Source organism: Moritella sp. PE36, assembly GCF_000170855.1.
In the GTDB taxonomy this organism is placed as follows: Bacteria; Pseudomonadota; Gammaproteobacteria; order Enterobacterales; family Moritellaceae; genus Moritella.
The window spans coordinates 18,719-34,470 of sequence record NZ_ABCQ01000030.1 but is presented as its reverse complement, the minus strand read 5'-3'; the positions used below and the strand labels follow the sequence as shown (position 1 = coordinate 34,470).

12 protein-coding genes are annotated in these 15,752 nt (G+C 39.0%); 7 read left to right on the top strand and 5 right to left on the bottom strand.

Features of this window, described 5'->3' with window-relative positions:
• Nucleotides 1-11: 11 nt before the first annotated feature.
• Nucleotides 12-1,346 (bottom strand): ISNCY family transposase, encoded by a 1,335-nt coding sequence (locus PE36_RS15530; RefSeq protein WP_198138623.1) that lies wholly within the window; start codon nt 1,344-1,346, stop codon nt 12-14.
• Nucleotides 1,347-1,771: 425 nt separating this feature from the next.
• On the opposite strand from PE36_RS15530, the gene PE36_RS15525 reads away from it, so the two are divergent.
• The gene (locus PE36_RS15525) at nt 1,772-2,962 is read left to right on the top strand and encodes a sugar efflux transporter (protein ID WP_006032987.1); all 1,191 of its coding nucleotides are present in this window, start codon (nt 1,772-1,774) and stop codon (nt 2,960-2,962) included.
• 563 nt (nt 2,963-3,525) lie between these two features.
• Here PE36_RS15525 and PE36_RS15520 read toward each other — a convergent pair.
• Entirely contained in the window at nt 3,526-3,717 is a 192-nt protein-coding gene (locus PE36_RS15520; RefSeq protein ID WP_006032986.1) for a hypothetical protein, read from the bottom strand.
• A 318-nt stretch (nt 3,718-4,035) separates the two neighbouring features.
• Here PE36_RS15520 and PE36_RS15515 point away from each other — a divergent pair, with 318 nt between their 5' ends.
• Nucleotides 4,036-4,500, top strand: coding sequence for a hypothetical protein (locus PE36_RS15515; RefSeq protein ID WP_006032984.1), 465 nt, complete (start codon nt 4,036-4,038; stop codon nt 4,498-4,500).
• A gap of 245 nt (nt 4,501-4,745) precedes the next feature.
• Here PE36_RS15515 and PE36_RS15510 read toward each other — a convergent pair whose 3' ends face one another.
• The 3 genes from PE36_RS15510 to PE36_RS15500 form a co-directional block, all read right to left on the bottom strand.
• Nucleotides 4,746-5,843 carry a hypothetical protein gene (locus tag PE36_RS15510; protein WP_006032983.1) on the bottom strand — a complete coding sequence of 366 codons (1,098 nt, stop codon included), beginning with the start codon at nt 5,841-5,843 and terminating at the stop codon, nt 4,746-4,748.
• A 220-nt stretch (nt 5,844-6,063) separates the two neighbouring features.
• Nucleotides 6,064-7,530, bottom strand: coding sequence for a cell wall metabolism sensor histidine kinase WalK (locus tag PE36_RS15505; RefSeq protein ID WP_232286595.1), 1,467 nt, complete (start codon nt 7,528-7,530; stop codon nt 6,064-6,066).
• Nucleotides 7,520-8,224 (bottom strand): response regulator transcription factor, encoded by a 705-nt coding sequence (locus PE36_RS15500; RefSeq protein WP_006032981.1) that lies wholly within the window; start codon nt 8,222-8,224, stop codon nt 7,520-7,522. The genes PE36_RS15505 and PE36_RS15500 overlap by 11 nt, the downstream gene beginning before the upstream one ends.
• A 272-nt stretch (nt 8,225-8,496) precedes the next feature.
• Here PE36_RS15500 and PE36_RS15495 point away from each other — a divergent pair, with 272 nt between their 5' ends.
• The 5 genes from PE36_RS15495 (at nt 8,497) to PE36_RS15475 (ending at nt 15,733) form a co-directional block, all read left to right on the top strand.
• A complete protein-coding gene (locus PE36_RS15495) occupies nt 8,497-8,952 on the top strand; it encodes a hypothetical protein (protein WP_043994611.1) in 456 nt (151 codons plus the stop codon).
• Between the two features lie 642 nt (nt 8,953-9,594).
• The gene (locus tag PE36_RS15490) at nt 9,595-11,136 is read left to right on the top strand and encodes a Re/Si-specific NAD(P)(+) transhydrogenase subunit alpha (protein ID WP_043994609.1); all 1,542 of its coding nucleotides are present in this window, start codon (nt 9,595-9,597) and stop codon (nt 11,134-11,136) included.
• 12 nt (nt 11,137-11,148) lie between these two features.
• Nucleotides 11,149-12,684, top strand: coding sequence for a Re/Si-specific NAD(P)(+) transhydrogenase subunit beta (pntB, locus tag PE36_RS15485; protein ID WP_006032978.1), 1,536 nt, complete (start codon nt 11,149-11,151; stop codon nt 12,682-12,684).
• Nucleotides 12,685-12,910: 226 nt separating this feature from the next.
• A complete protein-coding gene (locus tag PE36_RS15480; RefSeq protein WP_006032977.1) occupies nt 12,911-14,101 on the top strand; it encodes an amino acid aminotransferase in 1,191 nt (396 codons plus the stop codon).
• Between the two features lie 405 nt (nt 14,102-14,506).
• Nucleotides 14,507-15,733: an OFA family MFS transporter gene (locus PE36_RS15475; RefSeq protein ID WP_006032976.1), complete on the top strand. Its 1,227-nt coding sequence runs from the start codon at nt 14,507-14,509 to the stop codon at nt 15,731-15,733.
• Nucleotides 15,734-15,752 lie beyond the last annotated feature (19 nt).

The window sequence follows — 15,752 nt, the reverse complement described above, 5'->3', positions numbered from 1 at the left end:
TTGTTATGCCTTTAATCCCGAGATGAACTTGCCTTGAACTCTACATCAGTAAGGTAAATCGGGTTCATCAAACGCTTGGGCGCCTTGCGGCTTGTCATTCTTGAGTTACGGTTACGACTCGGTTCATTTACTCGTTCATCCTGTGAACGCTTCGCCGCAGCTAAGACCGCACCCAATCGTTTATTACTCACAACCTCAGCTTGCTGAACATGCCTAAGCTTATCAAATATGCTGTATTCAAATGATTCACCGCAATGTTGAATGGAAAGCGTGCCATCAGGGTAATCATAAATCATGACTTTTTTACCTATTAAGCACTTGGTTTTATCGGTAGGTGTGAGCATATAAATGACTTTATCATACTGCAATGTAAGCGATGAAGTTAAGCTGCGGCTCACTTGACGCGCAAATATATCATCAAGCTCCACGTTAGATTCTTGGAGTAGGCGATGCTTATCGTCGGTACTGTGGGGTAAGCACGCAAAGCGTGCGTTATGGAGTGACATATAGTGTGGAACCCAGGCATTAGCTTCTTCAATCGTATTGATACCAGCAAGCCTCATCTCCTTGATTAATCTATCTTGCAGCGTAAAGTTTGCACGCTCTACACGTCCTTTAGCTTGCGAGCTATTTGCACAAATAAGCTCGATATTTAACTCGTATAACGCTCGGCTATACTGCGTCATTTGCTTGCTTGTTTTACGACTAGGATTATTGATTTTAAAGACGGAATGCTTGTCGCTATAGAGTGCAATCGGCTTCCCATGTTCAGAAATATACTGACGTGTTACGTTCATATAATCATAGGTGGTTTCAGCTTCACAGAAATAAAGGGACATTAATTTACTTGTCGCATCATCAATAAACACGAGTAGGCAGCATTTAGGTGAACGGCCTTCAAACCAATCATGATGAGAACCATCGATTTGAATTAATTCACCAACACAATCTCGTCGATATCGGGGCTGATAGATTTGCCGTTTCTTGCGACGGCGAACAGTCCACAGGCCATCTGCAACCATCCATTGACGGAGCGTTTCACTAGATAGCTTGATGTTGTGATTCTCTAATAGTTTTTCACAAGCAAAAGTGGGTTTGAAATCACTGTATTTATCTTTGACTATGTTGAGGATTTGTTCTCTAAATTCGGTTGGGTAACGCCGATTACTTGGCATGTTACGGCGCTTAGATACGAGTCCAAGATCGCCATTAAGACGGTATGCATTAACAAGTCGCTGAATATGTCTACGGGTTAAATTTAACAGTGTAGCAGCCGCTACTTGAGTGATCCGTTTATGACAAATATCTTTAATAACACCTAAACGATGCAGTTCTTTTTCGCTCATAGTAATCAACATTGCACAGCTCAATACCTGGATTAATTATCACCAAGCATATCAGAATGTGTCATCTCTAAATTGTTAGAATGTGACATTACTATATTGCACTTACAGAATAGTGAAATGACACTGCGCATTATCACCTTTATGTTCAATAGGGCTTATATTGACTATATGACCCTTCCCTTGTTAGAGCCGTTGTTCACTCACTATATACTCATATCGATTTGTCATATATTTTGTGCATAAGCTTGGCAACTTAAGTTGACCATATTTATATCTCATAACGGTTCGATGGATTATTTTGTAAAAGATGGTGGTAAAGCCGTCATAATTTGTCAAAAAACGTTCAAGTTGATCTTGCCAACTAGAAATAATATCAATACACTCAGTTAGATAGATGTTATTTTGCTTTTTATAGGATACGTATATTGTTTAGAAATCAAACGGGTGTTTTATTTGCTGTTAACGGACTTACTGCACTTGCGTTTGCGTTTGTTCTTCCAGTCATGAGCCTATTTTTAGTTACTGAATTGAATGTGGAGCCAGCATTCATTGGCATTTACACTACTTTAACTGCAATTATGACAGTGATAGTCAGTCAAAGACTAACTATCCTCATTGATAAAGGTACATCAAGCAAGCTGTTATTTGTCATTTCTCTTGTCGGTATTGTTCTATCAGCAATAGGGTTCTCATTAGCAAGTGAATTTTGGCATGCATTATTAATTGGGTGTACGTTGATGCCTATTGCGTCATCGTCCATTCCACTTATTCTTACTATTATTAGAAAATATGCGGACTCAACAGGTAAAAACACCGCTAAACTTAATTCACAAATGCGCTCTTCGGTATCGTTGCTGTGGATTTTTGGTCCTCCGTTGGCTTTCATGTCTGTGGACAAACTTGGGTTTGAGTCCAATTTTCATCTTGCCGCGTTTATAGCCTGTTCAGTTATTGTTTTAGTCATCATATTATTGAAAGCTCCGGTGAGTAGCTCTCTCGCTAAAAGAAATGAGCGTATTGAAAAATTACCCAACTCAGCTTGGTTTTTAGGTGGTGTAATATTACTTGCTAATATTGCAAACAGTACATATATCAACACAATGCCAATTTATTTGACTCAAGAGTTGGGCTTATCTACATCGTACCCGGGCTTATTATTTGGTTTTACGGCTGCCATTGAAATTCCTGTTATGCTCTTAGCAGTAAGTTGGTCGCAACGATTTGGTAAAACTACAATCTTGAAAGTTGGTTTTATATCGGCCGCAATTTTTTATATTGGTATGTATTTTTCGTCGTCTTTCGTCTCTTTTTTTGTATTACAAATTTCTAACGGTTTATTCTTTGGCATATTTGTTGGGTTAGGCGTAACCATGATGCAGGATCTTGCTCCAAAATGTGTTGGTAAAGCATCGGCGATCTATACCAATGCGATGTTGCTAGGCACTATGCTAGGGACGAGTTCTATGGGGCTTATCTCCCAGTACTATGGTTTCAAAACGCCTTTATTATTGTGTTTTATTTCGGTACTTATGTCCTTTGTTGCTCTAACGTTTTTTGACAACATATATTCAGTAAAACGAAAACGGTTTACTGAATATAACAAGCACTCAAATTAATATTTAACCCGTGGCGTATCTTTTACTTCACAACATCATATTTCACGGTTTCGAGCTGGTCGTTAAAATAATTGAGTAGTCCTTTTTTTTGGCATCTTCATTAGTGGCGAGCAGTATTAATCTATCCATACTTTCTCTAATTCTGACCATATTATTTAAAGCATAAATCTAAGTCATATGTCCATTCACTGCTTCCGACCACTGCGCATAACGCATGTTATGTAAGATCAGAGTCTAGTGATGGTTCGCTACGTTAAATCTAGCGAACTAACTCCCACCAAGAATGATTCCAGGCACGTAGCTAACGGCCATCAAACATCCCAATGAAATTTCCTGTTGTGACAACAGATAAATATTACTTAGTAATACTTATACCCACGACCTAAGCCTGTTGCATGTTTCACCTAAATCAAATTTACAATTTGACGATTCATTTACGACTTTCGATACCGATCATCGTTATGCGCGTGATCGTCTTTATGTTCAATAGGCCGTACAGGGACGATTTTATCTCCAGATCAAAAACCTCCGATAAGGAGGTCTAATTTACTGTTCAGCTACAATTACAAAAAAGTAGTTAATAAATTACCAGAACCAACATTAAATCCTCTAGCATCCTTCGTTTTATCAGTCTTTGGATTGTAAGTCCCCAACTTAAAGCCTTGCTTGTCTTTTATTGTCTGAACACCATTGCTTGCAGTTGATATCTTTCCCAATGTAAAACCACGCTTATCTTTTAATACTTTAACTGACATAAAAATTCCTTTATTAAATTGGATTGTATTTCGACTCTAACAAGAACTTTATGAGGCCGAAACAACATGAAAATATTAGCGATCATAATTTCAGCGATAAAATGGAAGAAGCATTGCAGCTACAAATATCTAAATATGATTTAGTTTTTCAAATGCAATTTAAAAAATTCTGCTATAGAACCTAAATCAAACTACCCCATAAGCAATATACAATGGTAAGATTATGATTAATCTATAAAATTGTGTATCAAAAATTATAGTTTCCATTTAAATCTATACAATTGAGTTATAACGTACTCATTAACAGGGTTATTAATAATGAAAGTAATAAAAACATTAATGCTACTAAGCATACTCTTCGTGACAACTGGATGCGTAACGAGGCTTGAAGCAACGGTGTCTCCAGGCCAGTCATTAACCAATTTGAGCAAGGGTAAAATTTATGTTCAGCATTTCACACCAGACAAGCGTAATCTAAATTATATTATTGCGGATAAGCTGTCCTTACTAGGACACCCTGCAACACCGCTTGATTCTAATGAAGTCCCAGAAGATGCAGACGTAGTGATTACATACGTAGACAATTGGCAATGGGATATGACCAATTATTTAATCAAGATTAAAATTGATTTTAGAAATGCAGAAAATAAACAGCTAATAGTGACTGGAGAATCGTTTAGAACATCATTAGCTCGTAAAGATCCTGACTATATGATTCAGGAAGCACTTGAAAAAATATTCCAAGAAGCTGGAATAGCATATAATCATCTTCCAAAAGGATAGCTAATGCGACTGCGCATAACGCATGTTATGTTTAGTGGGAGTGAATGGAACCGCTTGATTCCTTCACGTCCCCTACAAAATCTAATGTGTATTACCTCGGCTAGTACAATAATTCTAAGCCAGTTATGTCCAAAAATGAGATTCAACAGCTAATAAAATAACTTCATTTAAAGCCTGCTATAGCTAAAATTAAGGGGGGACACAACTGGAAAACACTGTGTCCCGGCACTATTAATTGTTCAGTACTAGTTGTTCACTATTGAGTTTGTCGTTACTTGTGTCGTTTCAACCGTTACATCTTCAGTTGAGGTTTCGATGAGGTTGTTTTCGATCTTAGTTTCGGCATCGTCAGTAATTGCAACATCACTATCTTCTGTTGCAAACTCAGCTAACTGAGCTGACAACTCACGCTCAAAGGTACTTACTTGTGCTTTGTATGACAGGTTAGACAGATCTTGGTTTAAAAATTTAAGTCCTAAACCTTCTAATGTGGCACGATAGTGTAAAACAATTTCTTCACGCTGGTTTTTATCTAGGTTATTGATCCAGTTAACATCGGCTGCGATATGTTCAGCACTTTGTATATCTTTTTTAATCAGGCTTGCCGTGTCTGTGAGCGCTGTTGTATCACGTGGCGCTGTCGCGATAACGTTATTAAGCTGCTGTAAACCCAGCAAAACCTTATTGTAACTTTGTGGAATTAATCGCTTATTTAACTGATGGAATTGTTTTTCTAATGGGGCGTAATATTCTGCAATCACTATGTTGATTTCGAGAGCATGAATTTTTTTCTGTATTTTATCACGATCAACTTTTTGTCTTGATACCGCACGATTTCTTTCAATATTATTAATGAATTGAATGATGTTTTGGTTAATATTGTTGAGCTCTCTTTGCCATTCCTTACCGACTTTTGGGGTCAGGTATTCTATGTCAGCTAACGGCTGAGCTAAAATTGTCGTGACTTGCTGCTTGATTTTTTGCGCTTGGATTAATTGGTCACTGACTTCTGCAATACTCGCCAATACTGAACTCTCTGATGGCCCACCAAAGAAGCCCTGGTTGTTTGGATCAAATCTATTCACTAGTTTACGTGTACTCACTAAATCCTGCTCAACAGACTGCCAAGTACGCGGGGCATAATAACTGAAGTTCTTATCTTTAGCCTGCAGGTAATCTTGCTCAACTTGTGTTATTGCGTCTTGCACTCGTTGGTTAAGTGCTAGATTGGTTATTTTATCTTGTTGTAGATCGGCAGCTACAGACGAGCTCTTTTCAAAGCTGGCACAACCTGTGGCAAGCGTGATAAATAAAACAATAGCTGTAAGTTTCAATATTCGCATATGGGTCCATCCTAAACGAGAGTGTTGGAAGTCGTGGTAACTTAGTTTTTATATAAAATTAGCACGAATTAAGGTATTTGCAGGCTGAATGATATGAGTACTTTAGAACTATTCAAAACTGTGAGCTAGGATGAAAGATAATACAGGGTTGAATTATGTAGAACAAAACCGACAGCTTAGCCAATAAAGACTAAGCTGCCGTACTATTTACATGTTCCCATTATATGCTCCCACTTGTCGGTAAGCTAAAACTGAACGTTGTACCTTGGCTCAATACACTCGACACCGAGATCTTGGTATGATGTAATGACAGTAATTTCGCTACGATAGCGAGTCCTAATCCCGAGTTTCCTTGTTGACCATTGACGGTATTTTTAGCTCTGAAATGGGCATCGAAAATATGCGCTACATCTTCTTTTGGTATACCCACACCTGAATCGGCAATACTGATAATCAGCTGATTATCTTTCGGTTGTAATTGGATCTTAATACTATCACCGGGTTGGCAGTGCCTTAAGGCGTTATCAACCAAATTGGTAAATACCCGCTCTAATTTAGCAATATCGGCAATTGCTTGTAGGCTAGGATCTTTAGGTTCAACTGACAGAGTGATGTCTTTTTGTTGTGCTTGTAGTTGGAACTTATTCAAGACGTCCTGCGCAAGTTCGGCAACTGCCACGGGCTCTTGATATAGGCTCACCGTATTACTGTCTAGCTGAGCGAGCTCGATAATCTGCTCGACAAGACGCTGTAATTGGTTCGCATTCTTTTGCGCGACTTGAATGAAGTCACTGCCAGCAGCCTCTGGATATTGTATTAGCCAAGTTTCAAGATAACCTTTTAATGAGGCTAGTGGGGTTTTGAGATCGTGAGAGATATGTGAAAGCATTTCTCGACGGAGTTGTTCTGTTGATTTAATTTGCGTTAACTGCTTGTGTATTTTATTTTCTAATGACGAAAAGTTATTATGTAAATTAATGATCTCATTCGCGGCGTATTGATGCGGTGTTGATGTTGAAACCGTGGTGAAGTCATTTTGGACAAAAGTAGTTATATCTTGATCTAGTTGACTAATAGGCCTGACGAGTCGTGCAAATATGAAGACTAACAGCGCGAAGGCTAACGCGAAGAAGATGACTAGGGCAGCAAGGATTTTATACATATCACTGTCGAATGCTAAGTTCTTCACAATACTGTCGTATTTATCTCCACCGAGAATAACAAAAACATAACCAATTTTTTGATGGTCTTTAAATATAGGGGCTGTTGAAAATAGTTTTTGCTGATCAAGACTTCTTGGATTATCAGCATAAATAGGATAGTTAACGCCTTTAATAAAGCTATCTAATGGTTTTATATTAATCGTATCACGTTTGATCTTACTTGGTTCTGCGGCATATACTAATAATTTACCTTGGTTATCGGTGATGTATATTTCATAACTAGGACCAAGTAGCATTAAGCTATGGAAGGCGGGTTTTAGTGCTGTTCGACTAATATCACCTTGTTGTAAATCCTCTGAATAGTGGATGATTTGTTGAGCTAAATTTTTGTGTAGGGTTTGTTCTACGCGGGCAGAGTTGGTATCGGTAATTGCACAATAAATAAAAAACAAGCCCGCAGTCATAGTGACAAACAAAATAATCAACGGGAATGTTATCTGCCCTAATAAGGATCTATGTGACATCGCTGACCTCCAGTTTATAACCAACGCCCCACACAGTTTTGATGTAAGTGGGTTTTGCTGGGTTTGGCTCAATTTTGTTTCTTAATCTATTCATGTGTGAGTTGACAGTATGCTCATAACAGTCGTTATGATAATCCCATACTTCGGCAAGTAATTGCTCTCTGCTATATACTCGACCTGGCGATTTAGCTAAAAAGGCTAATAACGAAAACTCCGTACTGGTTAGTGTGATTAACTGTTTATTTCGATACACACTATGCGTTGCTTGATCTATGACTAAATCTGCAATCTTAATCTGTTCAGGTTCAACATTTTTTATTGCTTGCACATTACTACGACGCAACAGGGCTTTAACCCGAGCCTGTAACTCTAATACACTAAATGGTTTAGCAAGGTAATCATCCGCACCGGCTTCTAAGCCTTGAACACGATCGAGCTCTTCTGTGCGGGCGGTTAACATCATGATTGGCACGATGGCATCATTGATTCTTATTTTTTTACATATATCGAGTCCATCCATATCAGGTAGATTTAAGTCTAACAAGATAAGCTGAAACACATTGTCGCGCAGTTGCTGAAATGCATCTTTAGCGTTATGGCAACAAGTTACTTTTTTGCCAATCATTTCTAGATTAATGCGAATTAAATTAGCGATATCCTGCTGGTCTTCGACCACCAATACATGTGTATCCATATGTGTCCTTTTATCTCTTACGTCATCTTGATATATTTTTATTTATCGTATTGCAGTGCATTTATCTATTACAGCATGTTGATAACTATTTATGTATATAGATAGTATGGCAACTGTAAAAAACAGGGCATATTAGCCTTGTTAACTGCGATCTATGTTGGTTTTTTTGCAACTGCTTGTATTGATATCATACATCTGTGAGTTTATTCATGCATTTTTATTTATATTGGCTACCGTTACATTATAACCCCCCGCAAATAGAGTGTAACAGCATGCTTGGTCAGATAACTGAAACTGATAAATTAATCTTGTTATATCAATTTGAAACTCAAGGCGAACTAGCGTCTGAATCCGTGCTTGATATTTCTGACGAAGAAGCGCGTTTTATTCGTACTTCTGGCGAGTATATTTTGTGGGAGGCGGGTAAGCGTGACTTTGACTACCCTGAAGTTGCGAACTCTCATTGGCTAGAAACAACGTACTGTGGTCAAGCGGCTAAATTAGACTGTTTACAAACTCGTGATGCGGTCTTATGCCCTTTGTTTATGAGTGAGCAATTCCATGGCGAGTGGCATATCCATAATGGTTTTTTACGGATGAATATAGAGTCACCACATCATCATATCGAATTGTTCTCTGTGGCCAGTTATGACAGTAATATTCATTCATTATTGCTGTTTAAGGATAAACAGTTAGAAGGATCAGCAAATATAACGTTAATGGTGTAGGAATCGTGACGGAATTACAGAGCCAGTTTTCACTGTTTGATATGTAAAACCATTTGATTTGATAGCTATAGCTGATTAATCATCATTTAAACAACCGTTTTATTGTGGAATCTCTATTTTTTGTAACTAAAAATTAACCTATGCAGCTGTAAAATTAGCCATCAATTACCAACAAAAACGATAAAATGTAAAAAAATGACACTTTATAATAAAAAGTAACAACATATGTTTTTTTATTTCACTGTGTCATTTTTTCATTTTATAGCCTTTCGATATCGTCTACCATTTCAAACGAAACCTTCTTTGCTTAGTCATGTAAATCATTGAAGATTAAACCAATTTAATCTTGTCAACCACACTTCAAAGATGCTTTAATCCGACATGGATAATGATCTATTTTACTTTTAATCCACATTTTAGATTCCAAATTCCATTTGAAATGCGGTAAGGTCAAATAAATTGTTGTTGCGTTAAGTCACATTTTTGTGAACAATCGTTAGTGACAAATAACCCATTTCATTTTTATTATGAATGGTTTGAATCCGATACTTTGTACTTATGCTTCTCCGTACCTCATGCTATATGAGATACACATGGAACGTAGTATTTTATCTTTGATGTTGAAACAGACAGGAACAGATGATGCAAATAGGTATACCAAGAGAGAGCCTCAAAGGTGAAACTCGAGTTGCTGCCACACCAGCAACTGTTGAGCAGTTACAGAAATTAGGTTTTTCTGTGTTGGTTGAAAGCAACGCAGGTCAACTAGCTAATTTTAATGACGCTACTTTTGAAGCGGCTGGAGCAACAATTTCGGAAGATACCAAACAAGTTTGGGCTTCTGATATTGTACTAAAAGTTAATGCACCAGCAAATGACAAAGAAATTAAGTTATTACAAAAAGGCACTTCATTAATCAGCTTCATTTGGCCAGCTCAAAATGAAGAACTTCTAGAGAAGCTTGCAAAACGTGACATTAACGTTTTAGCAATGGACTCAGTGCCGCGTATTTCACGTTCACAGTCACTTGATGCATTAAGCTCAATGGCTAATATCGCTGGTTACCGTGCGGTAATCGAAGCAGCAAATGAATTTGGCCGTTTCTTTACCGGTCAAATTACCGCCGCTGGTAAAGTACCACCTGCAAAAGTACTGATTATTGGTGCTGGTGTTGCTGGCCTTTCTGCCGTAGGCGCTGCGGGTAGCTTAGGTGCGATTGTTCGTGCGTACGATACACGTCCTGAAGTTAAAGAACAGATCACCAGTTTGGGTGCTGAGTTCTTAGAGGTTGATTTTGAAGAATCAGCTGGTTCTGGCGACGGTTATGCGAAAGTAATGAGCGAAGACTATAAAGCTCAAGAGCAGAAGATGCTTGCTGAGCAAGTTGCTGATGCTGATATCATCATTACCACGGCATTAATTCCTGGTCGTCCTGCACCACGCCTAATTAGCCAAGAAATGGTTGATGCAATGAAAGCGGGTAGTGTGATTGTCGATTTAGCCGCTGTGAATGGCGGTAACGTTGAACCAAGTGTCGTTGATAAAGTTATTACCACTGATGGTGGCGTTAAAGTCATCGGTTATAACGAAATGGCACGTCGTCTACCAGCACAAGCATCACAGCTTTACGGTACCAACTTAGTTAACTTGCTTAAATTACTTACACCAGAAAAAGACGGTGAAATGATCATCAATTTTGATGATGTTGTTCAACGTGGTGTAACGGTAATTAAAGACGGTGAAATTACTTGGCCTGCGCCACCGATTCAAGTTTCAGCTGCACCTCAAGCTGCGAAAAAAGAAGAAGTGAAAGAAGCGCCAGCTAAACCTGAAAAGAAAAAAACGGGTATCTACAAGGCGTTATTAGCCGGTGGCGGTATCTGGGCATATTCAGCGCTAGCAAGTTATGTTCCTGCTGAATTCTTAAATCACTTAATGGTATTCGCACTGGCTTGTGTGATTGGTTATTACCTGATTTGGGATGTGGCAGCGTCATTACATACGCCGCTGATGAGTGTAACTAATGCTATTTCAGGTATTGTTATTCTTGGTGCTTTCTTCCAAATGGGCGCAGAGAGTGGTCTTGTAACCTTGCTCGCATTCCTCGGCACATTTATTGCCACTATCAACATCGCCGGTGGTTTTGCCGTTACTGAGCGTATGCTGAAAATGTTCCGTAAATAAGGATTTTTTATAATGTCTCAAGAATCAATTGAAGCTGCACAAAATGCTATCAATGCTGCGCAAGCAGCGGTAGATGCAGCAACACAAGCCGCGCAATTGGCACAGATCACAGTTGCAGAACAAGCACCTGTTACTGTTAACGTGGTACAGGAAGTTGCAGTCGCAACGAGTGGTAAAAGTATTTTAGAAGCAGCATATATCGCTGCAGCGGTACTGTTTGTACTTGCTCTTGCTGCGTTGTCAAAGCAAGAAACTGCGCAGAGAGGTATTTATGTCGGTATTCTGGGTATGGTTGTAGCGGTTGTTGCAACATTATTTAGTAGTGACGTAACAAATGTCGGCTATATCATTGCTGCTATGCTTGCTGGTGGTGCATTTGGTGTACGCTGGGCAAACAAAATCGGCATGACTGAAATGCCAGAAATGGTTGCGATCCTAAACAGCTTCGGTGGTTTAGCCGCGGTACTTATCGGTTACAACAGTTATATCGAACACGGTATTACAGAGCCAGTCATGTTAAGCATCCACTTAACACTGATCTTTTTAGGCGTGTTTATCGGTATCGTGACATTTGTTGGTTCATTAATCGCTTGGGGTAAACTAAACGGCCGTGTTAAATCGAGCGCGTTAATGCTACCACACCGCCATAAAATGAACTTAGTTGCATTACTTGCTACGATTTATCTGATGTTCTCGTTTGTTGGTGCTGGGTTTGAAGGCAACACGACAGCATTAGTATTAATGAGTCTTATCGCAATTGTATTTGGTGCGCATTTAGTACTATCAATTGGTGGCGCAGATATGCCAGTGGTTGTATCTATGCTTAACTCTTACTCTGGTTGGGCCGGTGCGGCAACAGGTTTGATCTTAGGTAATGACCTATTGATCGTAACGGGTGCGTTAGTTGGTTCTTCTGGTGCAATCTTAAGTTATGTAATGTGTAAAGCGATGAACCGTTCGTTTATCTCTGTTATTGCAGGCGGCTTCGGTAACGATGTTATTGCGCCAACAGGTGATGAAGAGCAAGGTGTTCACGTTGAAACATCTGCAGCTGAAGTAGCTGAAATGCTAATGGGCTCTAAGCGTGTAATCATCACTCCAGGGTATGGTATGGCTGTTGCGCAAGCACAGTATCCTGTATTCGCAATCACCAAGAAATTGCGTGATGCGGGTGTTGATGTACGTTTTGGTATTCACCCTGTAGCGGGTCGTTTACCTGGTCACATGAACGTATTACTTGCTGAAGCAAAAGTACCTTACGATATCGTATTAGAAATGGATGAGATCAACGCAGATTTCAACGACACTGATACCGTACTTGTAATCGGTGCGAATGATACGGTTAACCCAGCAGCGAAAGAAGAAAACTCGCCAATCTCAGGTATGCCGGTACTCGAAGTATGGAATGCAAAAAATGTTGTTGTGTTCAAACGTAGTATGGCGACTGGTTATGCTGGTGTTCAAAACCCATTATTCTTCAAAGAGAATACAACTATGCTATTTGGTGATGCCAAAGAAAGTGTAGAAGAAATCTTCAAAGCAATGTAATTGCGCTGTCAGTATCGGTTAAATGATACAAGATTCTTTGAAGATTGAAGGAGCCGAAAGGCTCCTTTTTTTGTTTTCAAATAAGGGATGATTCATCACTGAATTTATTTATCATATCTCTGTTATTTTTTCGTCACATTGCTATGAATTTAGGAGTTGTGATGGTATAAATAAGTCAAATCTTAGGTTTAATACGTAGTTTAATTACAAACAGATAGGGAATACCATGTTTGAGAAAATCGTTACAGCAGCAGCAGATCCAATCTTAGGTTTAACAGAAGAATTTGCTAAAGATCCACGTGCCGAAAAAATCAATTTAGGTGTGGGTATTTATAAAGATGAAACCGGCCAAACTCCTATCCTAAAATCAGTTAAATTAGCAGAGCAAAAGCTAATTAATGAAGAGAAAAGTAAAAGTTATTTGAGTATTGAAGGCCATAAATCCTATGCGTCTGCAGTACAAAAACTATTATTTGGTGCCGATAGCGAGGTTGTAACTCAGCAACGTGCAATTACAGCACAAGCACCGGGTGGTACTGGTGCACTACGTACAGCTGCAGATTTTATCAAAAGTCATTTAACCAGTGATCGTATTTGGGTAAGTAACCCAACATGGGCAAATCACGGTAATGTGTTTAATACTGCGGGCCTAGAAGTTAAGCAGTATGCTTATTATAACGCAGAAACACGCGACTTAGATTTTAATGCGATGTTAGCCTCTTTAGCTGAAGCTGAAGCGGGTGACGTGGTTCTTTTCCATGGTTGCTGCCATAACCCAACAGGTATTGATCCTACGCTTGAACAGTGGACTACACTTGCGCAGTTATGCGCGAACAAAAAGTTATTACCACTGTTTGATTTTGCATACCAAGGTTTTGCAACAGGTGTTGAAGAAGATGCGGCTGGTCTACGTGTATTCACAGAGCATTGTGAAGAGCTATTAGTTGCTAACTCATTCTCTAAAAACTTTGGTTTATACAACGAACGTGTTGGCGGTTTAACGCTTGTAGCGAAAGATAAAGATGTTGCTGCTGCGGCATTTAGTCAAATTAAATCAGGTATTCGTGCCAACTATTCAAACCCACCTGCACATGGTGCGGCAGTTGTTGCAATTATTCTTGATGATGAAGTATTACGTAAACAATGGATTGCAGAAGTAGCTGAAATGCGTGTACGTATTCACGAAATGCGTGAGCTATTTGTAGCAACACTTGCTGAAATGGGAGTGACTGGCGACTATAGCTTTATTACTCGTCAAAATGGTATGTTCTCGTTCTCGGGTCTTACTAAAGAACAAGTGGCGACATTGAAAGATGAGCATGCTGTTTATATCGTTGGTTCTGGCCGTATCAGCGTTGCTGGTATGACTAAAAACAACATGCAACCGCTATGTAAAGCGCTTGCAGCGGTACTTTAATCTTTACTCGATGATTAATGACAAACCAGTTATATAGCGAATAATGAAATGAGTGCTTCGGCACTCATTTTTGTTTCTGGGATTTAGTATTGAATTAGAATGAGTTCGATTCTGCAATCATTCTCGCTATAAAAGAAGTTGCCAATTTGTGCGATATGATGAATCAGTGTACATAAATAGGGTGAGTATAATAAAAGCTAAAGATCTGGTGTTATTAATATATTACATATTTGGCTTATTTTGGTCTGTTTAGCTGCAAATAACAGCTACTATGTAGAATTCAACCTGTGACAGCCCGTTCTGTTTATGTTTTATATCAACAAAAATAAGATATTTTAAATTAAAAGTTGTACCTAGATCACAAAACGTGTAAATTGCCGCAATCTTTGTAATTTTGAGGCAATAATGAGTAATAAACCACTGCAAATCCTATTAGCTGGCATCGGCATAAACTTAACCATCGGTATCCTATACGCATGGGGTGTTTTCACTGTACCTCTAGCAGAAGCGTTAAACGTTGATGCTGCAGATGTAAAATCACCGTATAAAATTGCTGTTTTCACATTTGCTACTTGTTTACTTATTGCTGGTATCTTACAAGACAAGATTGGTCCTAAAAAAGTGGCCATGCTTGGTGTGACGCTAGTTGGTCTTGGTCTTATTGCTTCAGGTTACACTACGACTTTAGCTGAACTTGAATTTACCTTTGGTGGTATTGTTGGTGCCGGTATTGGTTTCTCATACGCATGTATTAGCCCAAGTGCAATGAAATGGTGGCCTAAAGGTAAGAAAGGTTTAGTAAGTGGTCTAACTGCTGGTGGTTTCGGACTTGCTTCTGTATACCTAGCGCCATTGTCTACAAGCCTGATTGAAAGCTACGGTATCTACGATACATTCAAAATATTAGGTGCGGGTCTATTAGCTATCGCAATCCCATTAGCATCTCTGTTAGTTGCGCCTCCTGCTGGTTATGTTGCTGATGTATCTGAAGCGAAAGCGGCAGCGTCAAGCGATGATATCAACCTTACTTGGCAACAAATGCTGAAAACCCGTCAATTTTACCAATTATGGGTAATGTTCTTGGTTTCAGCTGCTGCAGGTATCATGCTTATTGGTAGTATTGGTAACATCAGTAAATCAATTGGTCTGACATCAGAGCAAATTGCATTCAGTGTTGTTTTACTTGCTATCTTTAATACTGGTGGTCGTGTTATAGGTGGTTTAATTTCTGATAAGATTGGCCGTGTTAATACTCTTGCTTTAGTATTCTTACTGCAAGCGGGTAACATGGCGTTCTTCACTACCATTACAACGCAAATGCCTCTTATGGTAGCGATTGCAATTGGTGCGATGTCATACGGTGCACTATTAAGTGTATTCCCAACGATTACTGCTGATAACTATGGTCTAAAAAATTACGGCACTAACTTCGGTATCCTTTATTCTTCATGGGGTGTATCAGGTTTCTTCGGTGGTTTCTTAGCGACTGTTGCAGGTTCAACTAACAATACTTATTTTGCTTTCGCGGCATTATTACTGGCTGTTACTGTGATTGCATTCTTTACTAAGCCTGTTGATAAAGCAGCTGTCTTAGCGAAAGAAGAAGGCAAATTAAAAGCCGCTAAAGCTTAATCATTAGCGCTTAACAATT